Origin of the sequence: Hallella absiana (assembly GCF_025457485.1) — a bacterium.
GTDB classification, from domain to species: Bacteria; Bacteroidota; Bacteroidia; order Bacteroidales; family Bacteroidaceae; genus Prevotella; species Prevotella absiana.
This window is the reverse complement of sequence record NZ_JAMXSP010000017.1, coordinates 1-17,376: the sequence shown is the minus strand read 5'-3', so window position 1 is coordinate 17,376 and position 17,376 is coordinate 1. Positions and strand designations below refer to the sequence as shown.

Sequence of the window (17,376 nt, the reverse complement as noted above, 5' to 3'; positions counted from 1 at the left end):
CTCAATCAAAAGACATGATAACGATCAAGAACAAATACCTCTGGATGGTGCTGATTGCCTTGCTGCCGCTGCTGCCCTTGCATGCTCAGCATCGTATTGCTCGTAAAGCAAAAGCCAAGGCCGCTACTGAGCAGAAGGCGAAAACACTCAATCAGATTTTTAAGGTCAACGACTACTGGCAAAAGCATCATACACCGGAGGCGACTGCTTTCTGGAATGTGGCCGCATACCACACGGGTAACATGGAGGTTTGTAAATGGCTGACGCAAGAGCTGAGCAGCAATAAAAAACTGTCTGCGAAAAGGCGTAAACTGTTGACAGATAAGCTCAACGCATACCTTGCCTATAGTCTGCGGTGGGCAGAGCATAACCAATGGAAAGGAGCGACTGAGGCTGATACGGCTAAGTGGCTCTATAAAAAATACGGAGAAGACCAACAGCATGTGCTCTTCGGTGACTGGCAGATCTGTTTCCAGACCTACATCGACTTATATAATATGTTTCAAGTCCAGCAAGGAAGCAAGGGACAGACTCTCACAAAGATGGAGATCAGCAGCCCTGACTTGATGACGGCAAGAGCTAAGGAAGTGATGGGATACGTTGTCTCACACTCTGCTCACGACTATTGGTGGTGGGCTGACGCCTTGTACATGGTCATGCCCGTGATGATGAAGATGTACAAGCTCACCGGTGACGTGCGCTATCTTGACAAGCTCTACGATAATATCTGCTATTCCGACAGCATCATGCTCGACAAGGAGACAGGTCTTTACTTCCGCGACGGCAAGTATATCTATCCGATGCATAAGACCAACAGCGGCAAGAAAGACTTCTGGGCGCGCGGCGACGGCTGGGTGCTCGCGGGATTGGCTAAGGTGCTGCAGGACATGCCGAAGAGCTATCGCCACTACAATTTCTTCTTGAAGAAATATCAGCGGCTTGCTCTCGCTGTAGCAAAGATACAACAACCGGAAGGCTATTGGACCCGCTCGATGATGGATCCTCAGCAAGCACCGGGTCCCGAGACCAGCGGAACTGCGTTCTTCACCTATGGCATGGAATGGGGCGTGAACCACGGACTGCTCAATGCCAAGACTTTCAAGCCCGTGATTCGCCGTGCTCAAAACTATTTGACGACGGTCGCCCTTCAGTCTGACGGCAGTGTCGGATACGTGCAGCCTATTGGTGAGCGTGCCATTCTTGGGCAGCATGTCGACAAAGACAGTCAAGCCGACTTCGGTGTTGGTGCCTTCTTGTTAGCGGCTACGGAGTCACTGCGTAGTCAAAACCGATAAAAGAAAACGTCTATGTCCATCGTTCTTCTCTCCATCCTTTCAATGCTGTCAGCGTTCATGCAATACGTGCGGAACGACTATCAGCCACTCGACAACCAGTATGCTGTGTTCAAAGGCGAGCACACGGGGGCTGCCGACGAACGAGGCGTGCGCACCAATGCCGACTTGAGCATGGTGGCAGCATTCATGGGAGAAGACTCGATAGCTCTGAAAACACTTGCCTTTACAGTGCATACGCACAAGGCAGTACGTAAGCGTCCCTGTCTTGATGGCCGCTACTGGGGGTCTGTCTCAGCGAAGGATTATCAGTGGGAGAGCAGCCTTTGGGCAATGTCTGTGGCTTACTCTGCCTATTTCCAATGGCAGAGTTTGCCCGATAGTTTGAAGACTGACATCTACCACTTGCTGAAAGCAGAGTGCAACTACGAGTTGGAGCGTGACATCCCGACGGGTTATATTGGTGACACCAAGGCAGAGGAAAATGGTTGGGAAGTAGATGTGCTTGCTGCTACGCTCGGTCTTTTCCCCGATGATCCGCTGGCTTCGCAATGGTTCCAACGTATGCGTGCCTTCGCCATCAACAGCTATTCCCACCCTTCCGATGCCCAGGATACGACAGTGATCGACCCCGCCTATGACGCAACACGCGTTTGTGATCTTTACAAAGGACCGAATCTCTATCCCGACTGGACGCTTCAAAACCACGATTTCTTCCATACTTCCTATCAGAATGTAGTCATCCAGGAACTCGGTGAGGCAGCATTGGCACTGCGGCTTTTCCAAGGCAGACGCCAGCGATGGGCTTCGCGTGCGTTGCTCCACAATTGTGACAAGGTAACGGAAAATGTCCTCAACTGGCTCACTCTGCCCGACGGAGAGCAAGCCATGCCCAACGGCAATGACTGGAGCCTCTTCCTCTATGACCAAGTGACGAGCTACGCTACGATGGCCTGTATGCAAAGAAATGCCGACGCCCTCTATTTCGAGCGGCAATGCTTAAAGCGTATAGCACAAAGACAGCAGACCACTGATGACGGTTCTTTCCTCTTGAGACCGGATGTAGGTGCCCGTCGCATGGGCGTGCAGGCTCATCGGCTGCTGATGACCGAGCTGATGCACCGGCTCTGGCCCACAGAAGACATGAGTCCGACGCGCTGGACAGACTTTGAGCGTCGTTACCATGGCAGCAAACTCTTCCCCTGTCAGCAAATCGTACGTACGCTCACTTCCCGCTGTTTCGCCTGCTTCTCGTTCAGCAAAGGCAAGAAAAGCTACACAGGATACCTCGCACCTATCCATGATGACATGACCGACAATCTCGTCATCCCCTACAGGCAATACAACACCGGCAATATTATTGGTTATTATCAACCTACAACAGGAAAGCCAAATGCTCGACTCGTCGGTGAGCCAACGATAGACATCAAAGGAGATTACTTCATCGTGAAGGCGACGCTGGCAGAAAATGACGGCTCCATTGTCCGTAGATTCACACTGCGTAGCAGAGCCGACGGGCTGGAATACAGCGATAATGTAAAGATGAAAACGGTAGACAGACTCAAAGACTATACCGGGCTGCTCGCCATCTCCGCAGACGAGTTTACGGGACGAAATCATCAGGTAGACTTCCAACCCGGACTGACACGTATCGACAATCAGCTCACCGTTCAATCTGATAGCCGTGTCAAAGCTCAGTGGACAAAGGAGACGATAGAAAACTCCATCCGTTCCAGACGACTCGCTCCTTATGTGGCGGGGAAGCCCCAAACGCGACACCATATTATATATAGAATAGATTAGGGATTGGGTAAGATGAATATAGTATTTGAGTGAACTCATACGTATTATATATTAGACAAAGAATAATCGATTCAAAAATATAACATTAACATAGAAAGGAATAAGAACATGATCAACTTTTCATTGCAAGGAAAAGTGGCACTCGTCACAGGTGCTGCTTATGGTATCGGAATGGCCATCGCAGAGGCTTACGCTGAAGCAGGCGCAAAAATTGCTTTCAACTGCCGCAGCCAGCACCATCTCGATCAGGCTATGGCTGACTATAAGGCCAAAGGCATTGAGGCTTTGGGCTATATTTGTGATGTGACCAAGGAAGACGACGTCAAGAAGATGGTTGCAGACATTGAGCAGAAGCTTGGAACTATCGACATCCTGGTCAACAACGCCGGTATCATCAAGCGAATCCCTATGACAGAGATGAGCACAGAAGAGTTTCGCCAGGTTATCGACATTGATCTGACAGCACCTTTCATCGTTTCCAAAGCTGTCATCCCCGGCATGATCAAGAAGGGACATGGCAAGATCATCAACATCTGCTCAATGATGAGTGAGCTCGGCCGTGAGACGGTCTCCGCCTACGCAGCCGCTAAAGGTGGTCTGAAAATGCTGACGCGTAACATTTGTTCTGAGTATGGCGAGTACAACATTCAGTGCAACGGTATCGGTCCAGGCTATATCGCCACACCACAGACTGCGCCTCTGCGTGAGCGTCAGGCCGACGGCAGTCGTCATCCTTTCGACCAGTTCATCGTGTCTAAGACACCTGCCGGCCGTTGGGGAACTGTTGAGGATCTGCAAGGTCCAGCTGTGTTCCTGGCATCCGATGCCTCTGATTTTGTTAACGGACATATTCTCTATGTCGACGGCGGCATCCTCGCCTACATCGGCAAACAGCCTAAGTAAGTCTGAACCATGGATGTCTTTAGCTATATCATCAGCTTAGGCGCATCGGTCATGATGCCGATTATCTTCACGGTGATCGGCCTGTGTATCGGTATGAAGTTCGGCCAGGCCCTCAAATCGGGACTCTATGTGGGTGTCGGTTTTGTGGGCTTGGGTGTGGTAACGGCATTGCTGACTACCAACTTCAACGATCCGCTGAAAGCGATCTGCGATCTCTATCATCTCCAACTCAACGTTTTCGACATGGGCTGGCCGGCGGCTGCGTCTGTTGCCTACAACACAGCAGTGGGAGCACTCATCATTCCGATCTGCCTGGGCATCAATGTGCTCATGTTGCTAACAAAGACCACGAGCACACTCAATATCGACTTGTGGAACTACTGGCACTATGCTTTCATTGGTGCCGTGGCCTATTTTGTCATGGGTGAGAGCCTCGCCTGGGGCTATTTTGCCGCTATCGTGTGCTATATCATCACGTTGGTTCTTGCAGATATCACTGCCACGAAATTTCAGAAGTACTATGATCTCGAGGGCATCAGTATTCCGCAGCCGTTCTGCCAAAGCTTTATGCCTTTTGCTGTCGTCATCAATAAAGCTCTCGATAAGATTCCAGGATTCTCCCGTCTCGATGTAGACGCAGAAGGTCTCAAGCGCAAGTTCGGAGTCTTCGGCGAGCCTTTGCTCCTTGGTGTCATCGTTGGCATCCTCATCGGAGTGGCTGCTCATTTCGACGTAAAGATGGTCCTGACATTAGGCGTGACCATGGGTGCTGTCATGGAACTCATTCCCCGCATCACCAAACTGTTTATTGACGGTTTGAAGCCAATCTCTGTCAAGGCACAAGAGATGGTCGACAAGCGACTCCACGGACGTAAGGTGCACATCGGTATGAGCCCCGCGCTGGTCATCGGACACCCGACTACACTCGTCGTCTCGATTCTGTTGATCCCCACCGTGCTGGTTGTTTCCGTCATTCTGCCGGGCAATCAGTTCCTTCCGTTAGCCTCCTTGGCCGGTATGTTCTATCTCTTCCCGATCGTCCTACCCTATACCAAGGGCAACGTAGTGAAGACATTTATCATCGGTCTTGTGGCTTTGATATTCGGCTTGTACTTTGTCACCGACATGGCACCTGACTTCACACTGGCAGCCAATGCTGTCTTTGAGGCCACCAAGGACAAAGCAGCGCAGATTCCTCAAGGTTTCACAGGAGGAGCTCTCGATTTCGCCTCGTCGCTCATTGGCTGGGTGATCTACAAGCTCACATGCTATGTCCGCTATGTGGGACCGGCTATTCTCGTCTTACTTACCTTGGCATTGATGGTCTACAACCATAAGCAGATCGTCAAAAGCGAGAAATTGGCAAGCAGCAATAAGTAAAGTCGGAAAACAATAATATATAATAAGGTGTGTCTATCCATCAGAAAGACACATGTTCAATACTGTATTTGGAATAAGAAAATATGATGAAGAAGTTTATGATAGCGTTGTTTCTCTGTCTGGCAACAGTACAGGGCTTCGCACAAAATTGCAAAACCAGTTTATATCCCATGAAGAGTGAAAATGCTTATACACACTATAATGTGCGCTATGCCACCAGTCCGGTAGATGCCAAGCACTATACCACAGACCGTCTACGTCAGGAATACCTTATCCAAAAGGTTTTCGTACCCGGCGAGGTCAACTGGACCTATTCCCTCTTTGACCGTTTTCTCATTGGTGGCGCCGAGCCGACAACACAGCCGTTGACGCTGACGAGCATCGCACCGCTCTATACCGAGAAGACTACGGACAAAAAACGTTTGCTCGACAACCGTGAGATCGGCATCATCAACATCGGTGGTGACGGTACTGTGACGGTGGACGGCAAGAGTTATGACCTGAAGTTTCAGGAAGCCATCTATATTGGCCGTGCTGACGCCAAGAACGATCATCAGATCGTGCTCAGCAGTAAGGACGCTGCAAATCCCGCCAAGTTCTACATGAACTCAGCCTGTGCTCACCAGACTTTCCCGACGAAGAAGGTGACGCTCAAGGATGCCAACAACATTGTGGCAGGAAGTCTTAAGGAGAGCAATGCCCGTGTCATCCATCAGCTGATCATTGACGGTGTTGCCGGCGTGCGCACCTGCCAGCTTCAGATGGGTGTCACCGAGTTGCAAGAGGGTAGTGTTTGGAACACCATGCCTGCTCACACTCACCTTCGCCGCATGGAGACCTACCTCTATTATAAGGTACCCGACGGCCAGCGTATCCTGCACGTCATGGGTGAGCCCAAGGAGACACGTCCTATGTGGCTGAGCAATGAGGAAGCAGTCATTTCCCCGTCATGGTCCGTGCACTGTGCAGCCGGCACCAGCAACTACACTTTTATTTGGGGTATGGCAGGCGAGAACCTCGATTATGGTGACATGCAGAAGGTGATGCCAAAGGACTTTGAATAAGATGAAAAGGGGAAAGCACATAACAGTTGGCGCGTTTTTGCTGTCATTTGTCCTGCTGATTCCGTCTGCTACTCTTTCTGCAGAGCCTCGCTCCGAAACTCAGGTGAAGGTGCTGACCTTCCACAATCCTTCATCATTCCAGCGCGATGAAGTCGTGGAAGTTAAGGGCAGTGAGCTCTACAAAGCTTTGGGAGTGAAGGCAGGAACGCCCGTTGTCGTCAAAGACAAACGCGGCAACGAGGTAATTTCTCAGTTGGATCACAACGGTAATCTCCTTGTGGATGTCTGTGTCCGTCCGATGTCCACAACGACCTATACCGTTGCCGTGGGTCAGCCCTCGAAGTACCGTCAATGGGTCTACGGGCGTCTCGTCCCGGAACGTAAGGACGATATAGCGTGGGAAAACGACCGCGGTGCGTATCGCATCTATGGTCCGGCACTGGAGAAGACCGGGGAACGCTCCTTTGGTACGGACGTATGGGTGAAGAACACCCCCGATCTCGTCATCAACGACCGTTATGCCGGTGACGAGAAAGGCGTATCCTATCATGTCGATCACGGCACGGGCTATGATCCCTACGATGTAGGTCCTACGCTCGGCTGCGGCGCACCGGGCTTGCTTATCGACGGCAAGCTCAAGATGCCCTACTGCTGGAAGACCTACAAGATACTGGACAACGGGCCACTACGCTTCTCCGTCGAGGTGAGCTATGGCAATGAGCATCGCATCATCAGTCTTGACAAAGGCAGCAACTTCAACCGCATGACGGTTTGGTATGACCAGTTACCTGCCGGTGCACGCCTCGCCACAGGTGTCGTACTCCACGACGCCGACTCTACAACCGCTGTTTTGGGCAAAGATTACGTGCAGTATGCCGATCCCACTGACAACCGTGATGCCAACAACTGCCAGGTGTTTGTCGCCACACTCTTCCCTGATGGTGTCGACTCTACCTTTGTCTTGCCGCTCGATCACCCCGACAAGATCCGCTACGCACACGCATTAGGTGCGCGTCCGCTGAAGAGCGGAGAGCGCTATACCTATTACTTTGGTTCAGCCTGGAGCCGCTATGATGTACGCACCCAACGCGAATGGCAACTGCGCATCGACGAGACACTTGAGACTCTGCACCGTCCTGTGGAGTACACGTTCTCAAAGTAGGGAACTACTGTTTTCATAGAAATACATTTTTCGTTAAGTTCTGACCACATGCTTTCATAGCAAGGTCAGAACTTTTTTGTGCCCTTATCATACCACACAAATGATTTTTCACAGTCATAACGCCATGAAATCCAAAAAAAATATGTAAGTTTGCAATATGAAATGGAAATTGAAAATAGATTGGCGCAAGGTCGTGCTGTTTCTCGTTATCTCAGCAGGACTGCTATATTTGACCCGCTCTGTGCTCATGGCGGCAGGAGTTATCATGCTGCTCTTCGTTGTTGACAGTCTGATCAGCGACTACGAGTACCGTCGCAAAACCCATGAGCTGTTCAAGGACATCAGAGAGCAGCAGGAACAGAAAACCAAAGAGAAACAATCAGATGCCGACCGGAGACATTGAAAAAGCTATATCCATGGATCAACTCATACAACTCTATACCACATGGGCCGGACAGGCTCCCGCCCATGTCGAGAAGCTTGCAGGTGCAGGCAGCAACAGACAATATTACCGGCTGACGGGATCAGACGGAAAGACAGTGATCGGTGTACTTGGCACCAGCAAGGACGAAGATCATGCCTTTGTGTACCTTGACCGCCATTTCACGCAGCGCAAACTGCCAGTACCCCATGTGCTGGCAGTCAGCGACGACGAGATGTGCTATCTGCAAACCGACTTGGGCAGTACATCGCTCTTCGAGGCTATCCGTGGCGGGCGTGAGGCGGGTGGCAGATACAACCTTGCTGAGAAAGAACTGTTGAAGCGTACGATACGCCAACTGCCGAACCTACAGATCCGCGGGGCCATCGGCTTGGACTGGAACAACTGCTATCCGCAACCTGAGTTCGACGAGGACAATGTGCTCTTTGACCTCAACTACTTCAAATACTGCTTCCTGAAACCCACAGAACTGGAGTTCCATGAGGTGAAACTCCAGGCCAGCTTCCGTCGTTTCGCCAAGGACTTGATAGCCGAACCGACGGAGAGTTTCATGTATCGCGACTTCCAGGCCCGCAACATCATGCTTGACGCTGAGGGAAATCCGTTCTTCATCGACTTCCAGGGCGGACGTAAAGGACCTTATTATTACGATTTGGCTTCATTCTTGTGGCAGGCATCGGCAAAGTACAGCTTCAAGTTGCGCCGTGATCTTATCGCTGAGTACTATCATGCTTTGAGCCATTACATCGAGGTTCCGTCCGTTCGTCACTTTGCCGGCAGGCTAAGCCTCTTCGTACTCTTCCGTACGCTGCAGGTGCTGGGCGCTTACGGCTTCCGCGGCTACTTCGAGCATAAGCAACATTTCATCGACAGCATACCGCCGGCTATCCAAAATCTGCGTGACCTCCTTGCCCTGCGTGAGGATGTGTTGCCCTATCCCTATCTGCGTGAAGTGCTGACCGCTTTGGTCAACTTGCCGCAGTTTGCGCCTAAGAAAGATGAGATGCAGCCTCGAAAAGACGGTTTCAAGACCACAGACAGCAACATCTATCCAAAGAATCCACAAGACGGACTGCCCACATTCTCGAAATACGATGGCAAGGGACCGCTCGTCGTGCGTGTGTATAGCTTCTCCTATAAAAAGGGAATCCCTGAGGATCCCTCGGGCAATGGAGGCGGCTATGTCTTCGACTGCCGTTCTACGCACAACCCCGGACGTTATGAACCTTATAAAAAACTGACGGGACTTGACGAGCCGGTAATACGCTTCCTTGAGGACGACGGCGAGATCGTGGAGTTCCTGCAACATGTCTATGCCCTTGCCGACCATCATGTGGCGCGCTATATCCAGCGGGGCTTCACGAGTCTGATGTTTTGTTTCGGATGCACTGGCGGTCAGCATCGCAGCGTCTACAGTGCACAGCATTTGGCAGAGCACATCCATGAGAAGTTCGGCATCGAGGTGCAGATCGTACATCGTGAGCAGAACATCCGGCAAACCTTGGAGGCTGTGAAGGACAAGTAGTTCTCGTCAGGCACATCTCTCTATTATACCATAACGAAGGCGCCATGCCGTATGCAAGTGCAACGGCAGCGCCTGCGTCTACTAACAAGCTAAAAACTCAATATTAACCATTATACCAAAAGACAATCACCATGACAAAAAACTATCTGCTCCTCAGTCTTTTGCTCTGCTTAGGCTGGCATCAGACGCAGGCACAACCGTCCGGAGACAATCAAAGGGGTAGGGCAGACGTCACTTGCGCGTTCTCCTATTTCACCTATCAAGGCCAGGACCAGCGCTTCGCCACACCTTACGACCACAGCCGGCAGTATCTCAACCCGGTACGCTCGGGCTATTATCCTGATCCGAGCGTGTGCCGTGTAGGCAAGACGTTCTACATGGTCAACTCATCCTTCGGCTCTTATCCCGGCGTGCCCATTGCCACTTCGCAGGATCTCGTCAGCTGGCAACCGGCAGGTTACGTTCTTGACCGTCCCTCGCAACTGCCTTTGGTCAACCAGCCCATCGCACACGGAGGCATCTATGCACCGACGATCCGCTACAACAAACGCAACAAGACGTTCTATATGATCACGACAAACGTAGGACGCGGCAATTTCCTTGTCAAGACAAAGGATCCCTCCAAAGGCTGGAGCGACCCAATCTGGTTGCCGAAAGTGGTAGGTATCGATCCCGACCTGCTGTTCGACGATGATGGTAAAGCCTATATCGTGCACAACGCTTCGGTGACGGGTAAGCCCGCCTACGAGGGGCAGACAGCCATCCGCCTCTTTGAGTTCGATGTCAAAGGCGACTCCACGCGGGGCAATTTCACGGAGATCGTCCGTGGAGGAACGCATGTAGAGGAGAAGCCGATATGGATTGAGGGACCACATCTCTATAAGCATGGACATTACTATTACCTAATGTGTGCCGAAGGCGGTACGGCGGAGCACCATAGCGAGGTGATCTTCCGTGCCAAGAAGCCGCAGGGGCCTTGGGAGGAATATAGTGGTAACCCTATTCTCACCCAGCGCGATCTGACTGACAATCGTGTTGATCCCGTGTCCTGCACGGGTCATGCCGACTTGGTAGAGGACGGTACCGGACAGTGGTGGGCCGTGTTCTTGGGCTGTCGACCTTACGAGAGTAATCTCTACAACACTGGTCGTGAGACTTTCCTGCTGCCCGTCACATGGAAAAACGACTGGCCCGTGATCCTCGAACATGGTAAGGCCGTTCCTACGCTCAACGCTAAGCGGGGCATTCAACTGAAGGTCCGCTCGTCACAAACGCCCGAACAGCTCGGCGTTACAGGCAACTTCTCTTATACGGACCGCTTCGACAGCGCAGCCCTGAACCAGCGCTGGTCGTTCGTCCGCAACCCGTCGGCATTCTGGACAACAGGCAGCAAAGGACTTGTCATTAAAGGACAACCGACCGGACTCACTGTGAAGGAGAACCCGTTGGCAACCTTCGTGCATCAGCAGAACGCCAGCTTCACGGCTGAGACGGAACTGACGCAGCAACCCCAAAAGGCCAACACCGTTTCCGGCATGTTGCTTCTCCAGGGGGGCAATGCCAACATTGTCTTCGGCACAATGCTTCGTCAGGGCAAGCCGGTCATCGTCTTGCGCCGAACAGAGAAGACGCCCGTCGTCGTGGCATCTGCACCGATTACGTCTGGTGCCATCAAACTGAAGGTAGCCGGCGACGGCCGTTGGTATTCGTTCTATTACCAGCAGGGCAGTCAGCCATGGAGAGTTCTTGCCAGTGGCATCGATGCCAGCAATCTTAGTACGACCAAGGCCGGTGGCTTCATCGGCACGCTCATCGGCTTAGGAATGTGCACAGTCAATGAATAGTTTTCTCCTCTCTAACTCTCTTCGGGGAGTTAGAGAGCGTTTGAAAAACCAAGTCTAAAGGTAAGTTGAGCATCTACAATACAAAAAGAGGGTGTATCATAATTAAGTTTTATGGTGCATCCTCTTTTCTTTTACAATGATAGTCGTAAAATTAGGATTAGGCCGACTTCTTAGTTAAAATTCCATTTTTCGCTGTTTCTAGAGTCGTCAGGACCACAAGTAGGCAGGAATAGGCCGTATTAGCGGCTCCAAAAGGCTTTCCCTTGCCTTTTTTGTTGATTTTCGAGCACATTTTCTTTATGTTGAAAGCAATCGCAAAGAAGGCAAAGTCCATCTTGACTTGTCCATATCGAAGTGCCTGAAGCGTTTGTAGTTCATGTCGTACTTCATCTGTCCGAAGACGGCCTCTGGCTCTATGCATCTTTTCCCCCTATATTTTATTCCTTCTTCCGAAGTAAGTCTTTCTGCGGCCTGCTTTCTGTATTTGGCAAGACGGTGGTTGACCTCGATGATCCTGTTGCCCTTGATTGAGTGGGTTTGAAGCTGCATTCTTGCGGGGTCGAAGCTATGTTCTTGCGGGGACGAAGCTATGTTCCCAATGTTGTAACGCTATAGAAAAAGATCGTTCGCTACGCAGGGAATGATTAAAATCTACGCAGCGAACAATCATTTGTAAGGCAGTAAAAACAAGCGTTGAAAATCTTGCTAAATTTCTGTATAAACGTTTGTTGCAATATCTTTGTCAAGACGTTGAGGAAAAAGGATAATTTGTTTGGGATTGTAATCCCGAAAGTGTACTTTTGCCATGTAATTCGTTTTATACCACAAAGATACTAAATCTTTGTGATATGACAAAGCCCCGGCTTGTGAAAGTCGAGGCTTTGTTTTTAAAAAATAATACGAAAAAGAGGATGAACCAGAATTTTGATACACCCTCTTCTTGTGACTCCGCTGGGATTCAAACCCGGAACCTTCTGATCCGTAGTCAGATGCTCTATTCAGTTGAGCTACGGAGCCAAACCCTAATTGTGTGCTAACTTAAGAAGTGACTCCGCTGGGATTCAAACCCGGAACCTTCTGATCCGTAGTCAGATGCTCTATTCAGTTGAGCTACGGAGCCATATCTCTTTGTAAGCGAGTGCAAAGGTACGACAATTATTTTATACTGCCAAACATTTAGCCGACTTTTTTCAATTTTTCTTTAATGCCTTACTTCCTGCACATGCTTCTGCGCCTTGTGAGGTGCCTCTACGTGCTATATATATAATAAGGTGTTGACAAGATGAGAAAAAAGGTATTCAGACAGGCCAATGAAACTCAGGCTCCATCTTGGCAAGTGTCAACGGAAGAGCCAAAACCTAAGTAGGTCTGCTTTATGACATGGTAAGTTTGCCGAGTCGAAGGTGTGGATAGGCAAGGGGCTGTACCGTCAAATTGAGGCTTTCAACCTCAGATGAGGCAAGCGTGTGCCGACCAAAGATGTCATCAACCATCCTGCGGATGTTCATGGATGAGCATAAGACTGAGATTCAGAAAGCAAAGAAGAGTACTTGATGAAATTGTCTTCGCAATTCATAATAAATGTCTTTCCCATTAAGAAGAGCCACTATTTGCTGCATGGTAGACGCTTAAATAGACCTTCGAATTCAACTATAATTTTCAAGCCTTTGATTATTAGACAGATAATATTGATAACCAAATAGAAGAAATAGACCTTTGATATTTGCTTCAATGATGATTATTGCGTAACTTTGTCGAAATTTAAGATTCATGAATAACAGGACTATCATATTTCTATTCGTATTCGTTGCGCTTTTGATGACTGGTTGTAAGGAGAGACACAACCAATCCATTGATGTCGCTTACCAATTATCGGCAACGGCACCGGACAGTGCTTTATCGGTACTGAATGATGTCAACCAGAAAAAACTTAGTAAAGCCGAAATGGCGCGATATGCCCTCGTCTACACCATAGCACAGGACAAAAGCGGGCTGGATGTTGACAACGACTCACTGTTAAGAACTGCCTACACCTATTATAATAATAGAGAGGATGACTCGCTCTATGCCAAGTGTGAATACTATATGGGCAAATACTACATGCTCAACGACAGCACAGAACTGGCTTTAGACTGTTTGCAGAAGGCAGCAGATGTTTCTGAAAAGAATGGGGACAGATATACACAATGTATGGCATTGGAGAAATATTCTCGAGTGCTAAGTCAAACAAATCCTCGAAAGGCTATAGAAGTGGCAAGGCATGCAGAAACGACATACTCAAGTATACCAGAAGCCTCAAAGTCAAATATAGTTTACACGAAACTAAACGTAAGTATGTGTTTGCTTTTCGCAGATAGTGTAAACGAAGCGGAGCAGAAATGCAAAGAAGCCATGTCTGTAGCCTATGAGGTAAAAGATTCAGGCATTCTTTCTGATGTCTATCAGGACATGGCTTCTGTTTTGGCAGAAAAGAAGAACTACAAAGAATCTTTATGGTACTCCTATCAATCGTGCAAACTTGACAATGCAGATCAATCATCCAAAATGCTAAATCTGGCTTGGTCTTATCTGAATGCTGACTCAATTAAACAATGTAATGCCCTTCTGAACACAATACAAACAGAAAATCTCTCAGAGTTATACACAGCTTATTATATACGTCATTTAGCTGCGATAAAGGAGCACGATTATTCTAAAGCTGTTTCATTGGCGGACTCTGCATACCACTATCTGGAGCAGATGTATGGCAATCAGCTGGATAGCAAACAAAAATATTATAATTCCTTAGTGAAAACAAAATATGAGGAGGGCATTGCTAAAGGTAAAACACGGGTCTTGTCTTGGCTCATAGTCATCGTATCCTTGCTCGGTCTGGCTATAATTGTATTTATTCTGCATTCTTACCGGCAATTTAAGTCAAATGCAAAATTCAAGCTGAAGACCGAGAAAGAAAAGTTGCTCCAAGAAGAAAAGATACACAACGAGGAATTGCATCACAAGGAGATTCAACTCTCCGCAATGCGTAATTTCATTCTTAGGAGGATAGATACTGCCCAAAAGATTCAAGAATTGCGAGGCAACAAGACCGACAGCGTGCCGCTAACAGAAGAGGGCTGGGAAGAAATAAGGCTGTTTGTAGATGGTGTAGAAGGCAACTTCGTGTCCAGGCTACATAGCACATTCCCCGACCTAAGCGATGATGACATTAGACTTATGATGCTTCTCCGTCTTAAAATGCCCACAAAGGCATTGGCTTTGATATATGGGATTAGCGAAAAATCGATCAAGCAAAAGTTGTTTGTCTATAAAGCTAAAGTAGGAATTAGCGGTGAAAAGACGTCTTTGCGTACGTTCATTGAAGCCTTTTAGTGACTCCAAAATTGCAGAAATAGACCTACTTTATTGAATATAAATTATAATAGCTTAATATTTAGGATATTACAGAGACAATAGAAATAAAGAAATAGACCTGATTTATTTGCTTCATATCTCTAAAGTGGCTAAATTTGCAATCGAAAACCATAAAACGACTTTAATATGAAGATCGTCTAAAAAATAAATTTCAGAATGGGCATTATAATCTATGTTCTACATATCAAGACGGCAGTTTAGATATGGACTATCTGAACAGATGTTTAGAAGAACATTATAAAATGTCATCTTCTGTGATTAAACTTAATATAGACAAATGATGAAAAAATCTCTTCTAAACCTTATGCTTTGGTATGTTGCGTTTGGGTTGTTGCTTGCTGTTGTACATAATGAAATGTATGCTACGAAAGTACATTCGCGTGTCATCATTGGTCATAATCATTTTGCATATATAGACTCTTTGGAACAAGATACCTTGAAAAAGGTGGAGCTTAATGAGGTCGTTGTCAAATCTAGTCAGAAGATTCATGAAATAAACAATGATGTTTATATTCCAACAGCATTGCAAAAGAAAGTGTCTATGGACGGCTATGACTTGCTCAGGAACATGGCAATTCCTCAACTGGACATTGACGCGATCACCTATGAGACAACCGTAAGGGGGAAAGCGGTGACCTTCGTTATTGACAATCATATTGTTACGAATCCCAATGATGTCAAGACACTATCCCCTAAAGATATTCTGAAAGTGGAATACGACGCCATGCCGACGGGTGAATATGCTCAATATGACTGCATTGTCAAGTTTACGACAAAGCGAAAAGATCGGGGCGGAAAGATCATGGCCAACGGGATGCATGGACTGAATAAGAATGTGGGGGATGGCAATGGCGTGGTAAGATTCTACAAGCAGAGATATGAGCATAGCCTGGCATATGCCGAGTCCCATTCCCATGACGAAGACTCTTATGCAGACCAAACCGAGCATTTTGTTTATCCGAATGGAGACGAACTGGAGAAAGGCCTTGTTTCCAACACTTCAAGTCATAAGAAGAGGAGTAGCAATCTGTTCTACAATTTTCACTATTATGGCGATTCCACGACTTTCAATGTGCGGTTAGGCTATCTGTTTCGCCGACCGGAGACAAGTGCTGGCTATCGGACCCGCTATCAAGGGGCTTTTGAAAGAACCACGACCTCATTGGAAACAAGCAATGAGTCTTCCTATTCGCCCTATTTGTCCTTCAGTAGCAGGTTTCAGCTAAGGGACAGCCAGCGACTGAGTTTCAGAGGATCTTTGGATTACTCCAACAACAGATTTGACTACCTGCTCAAGGAAGGGACTTTCAATAATAGCAACTTCACGAAAGAGCACTACTACAGATTGGTCCTCGGGAGTAATTATACAAAGGTGATGGGCAAGAGCTGGACGTTGACGGGGGCTCTGTATAATTTCACAGAGAACTCAAGGATGAATTACCAGCTCAACCAAACGAAGGTGAAGGGTGGACTGACCTATTCTGAGACTTTGCTGGAAATGGGAGTCTCCAAACGCTGGTCGAAGATGTTCGCGTCTTTGGATGGCGGTATCAGCCAACTGGTATACAAGATTCGAGGAGACGCGAATAAATACCGTTATAGTCCACGCGTCTCGGCTACGGTGAAATACACGCTCACGCCGGGCCTCTACGTACAATATCGTGGCAGCTTGACGAACAGTTACCCGACAATGACGATGTACAACAACATCGAGCAGGACATCGACACAATTCAGAAAAGACGGGGAAATCCTAATCTGAAGCCCACGACCATCGTCTCCAACACACTGGATGTCAACTGTGATGTCGGCTCATGGTCGTTCTATGCCATGTATGACATGTTCATCAGTTGGAAAAACAATGCTGAGTTTGTCAGCTATGACAACGGCTATTTTATCCATTCGTTGCTGTCGGAGGGGCATTATTACTACACCAATCCGGAGATAGGAGTGAGCTATTCGAAGAATGGCTTCCTGGTGAAGACACGTTTGGGTGCTGAGCACTATCAAGTGACCGGCAGAAATGGGCTGACGGATACGGAATGGTATAACAAGTCATCCATTTCGTATGCGATCAACGCCCTGAATATCGGCATGTATTACACAACCTACCGACATGGCGTTTATGCCACACTTGAACAATGGTCCAACACTGCATTGTATGGACTGACGGTCACTTACAAGTTTAAGGGCATTGGCTTGCAGGCCGGTTGCCAAAATCCATTTACCGACTATCGTTCCCACAGTTCACTGCTCACGCGGGATTACAGCAAATTCCAATACCGCCTTGACAATCTCCGCGGGAAGTTCTTCTATCTGAAGGCATCCATATCCATGGACTTTGGTAACAAGAAACACGCATACTCTGATGTAGATACCGATAAAAGTATCAATTCTGCGATTATGAAGAATGGAATTAGTAATTAAAAATAGGCCCAAGGGGGATTGTCCGTGGCGGACGGATGCCGCTGCCTAACCAAAGAACTTGATATGATAGCGTGCTAAAACTATTTTTTTTGCTTACCTTTGCGGTCATGGAACAAGAAAAGATA

The 17,376-nt window shown here is 48.3% G+C and carries 11 protein-coding genes, 2 tRNA genes and 1 pseudogene; 11 read left to right on the top strand and 3 right to left on the bottom strand.

All coding sequences use genetic code 11. From position 1 onward, the window contains the following. Positions 1 to 14 precede the first annotated feature (14 nt). From NG346_RS09485 to NG346_RS09445, 9 genes are all read left to right on the top strand, one after another. Complete coding sequence (locus tag NG346_RS09485; RefSeq protein WP_262279963.1) at positions 15 to 1,295, top strand: glycoside hydrolase family 88 protein; 1,281 nt, start codon at positions 15 to 17, stop codon at positions 1,293 to 1,295. Between the two features lie 12 nt (positions 1,296 to 1,307). After that, a complete protein-coding gene (locus NG346_RS09480; protein ID WP_262279962.1) occupies positions 1,308 to 3,095 on the top strand; it encodes a hypothetical protein in 1,788 nt (595 codons plus the stop codon). Between the two features lie 108 nt (positions 3,096 to 3,203). Next, positions 3,204 to 3,998, top strand: coding sequence for a gluconate 5-dehydrogenase (locus NG346_RS09475; protein ID WP_262279961.1), 795 nt, complete (start codon positions 3,204 to 3,206; stop codon positions 3,996 to 3,998). A gap of 9 nt (positions 3,999 to 4,007) precedes the next feature. Then, on the top strand, positions 4,008 to 5,378 hold the full coding sequence (locus NG346_RS09470) for a PTS galactitol transporter subunit IIC (protein WP_262279960.1): 1,371 nt from the start codon (positions 4,008 to 4,010) through the stop codon (positions 5,376 to 5,378). Positions 5,379 to 5,464: 86 nt separating this feature from the next. Beyond that, the gene (kduI, locus tag NG346_RS09465; RefSeq protein ID WP_262279995.1) at positions 5,465 to 6,442 is read left to right on the top strand and encodes a 5-dehydro-4-deoxy-D-glucuronate isomerase; all 978 of its coding nucleotides are present in this window, start codon (positions 5,465 to 5,467) and stop codon (positions 6,440 to 6,442) included. A gap of 1 nt (position 6,443) precedes the next feature. Next, positions 6,444 to 7,604 (top strand): DUF4861 domain-containing protein, encoded by a 1,161-nt coding sequence (locus tag NG346_RS09460; RefSeq protein WP_262279959.1) that lies wholly within the window; start codon positions 6,444 to 6,446, stop codon positions 7,602 to 7,604. Between the two features lie 157 nt (positions 7,605 to 7,761). Next, positions 7,762 to 8,007: a hypothetical protein gene (locus NG346_RS09455; protein ID WP_262279958.1), complete on the top strand. Its 246-nt coding sequence runs from the start codon at positions 7,762 to 7,764 to the stop codon at positions 8,005 to 8,007. A gap of 13 nt (positions 8,008 to 8,020) precedes the next feature. Next, positions 8,021 to 9,571 (top strand): RapZ C-terminal domain-containing protein, encoded by a 1,551-nt coding sequence (locus tag NG346_RS09450; protein ID WP_262279957.1) that lies wholly within the window; start codon positions 8,021 to 8,023, stop codon positions 9,569 to 9,571. Between the two features lie 131 nt (positions 9,572 to 9,702). Next, a complete protein-coding gene (locus tag NG346_RS09445) occupies positions 9,703 to 11,415 on the top strand; it encodes a glycoside hydrolase family 43 protein (protein WP_262279956.1) in 1,713 nt (570 codons plus the stop codon). A 157-nt stretch (positions 11,416 to 11,572) separates the two neighbouring features. On the opposite strand, the pseudogene NG346_RS09440 reads toward NG346_RS09445, so the two are convergent. The 3 genes and pseudogenes from NG346_RS09440 to NG346_RS09430 form a co-directional block, all read right to left on the bottom strand. Further along, a pseudogene (locus tag NG346_RS09440) lies at positions 11,573 to 11,940 on the bottom strand (transposase); the annotation flags it as partial. 418 nt (positions 11,941 to 12,358) lie between these two features. Beyond that, a tRNA-Arg gene (locus tag NG346_RS09435) sits at positions 12,359 to 12,432 on the bottom strand. 29 nt (positions 12,433 to 12,461) lie between these two features. After that, positions 12,462 to 12,535 (bottom strand) — tRNA-Arg (locus NG346_RS09430). A 650-nt stretch (positions 12,536 to 13,185) separates the two neighbouring features. Here NG346_RS09430 and NG346_RS09425 point away from each other — a divergent pair. Then, the gene (locus tag NG346_RS09425; RefSeq protein ID WP_262288648.1) at positions 13,186 to 14,784 is read left to right on the top strand and encodes a hypothetical protein; all 1,599 of its coding nucleotides are present in this window, start codon (positions 13,186 to 13,188) and stop codon (positions 14,782 to 14,784) included. A gap of 565 nt (positions 14,785 to 15,349) precedes the next feature. Then, complete coding sequence (locus NG346_RS09420; RefSeq protein ID WP_262288647.1) at positions 15,350 to 17,251, top strand: TonB-dependent receptor; 1,902 nt, start codon at positions 15,350 to 15,352, stop codon at positions 17,249 to 17,251. Positions 17,252 to 17,376: the final 125 nt, after the last annotated feature.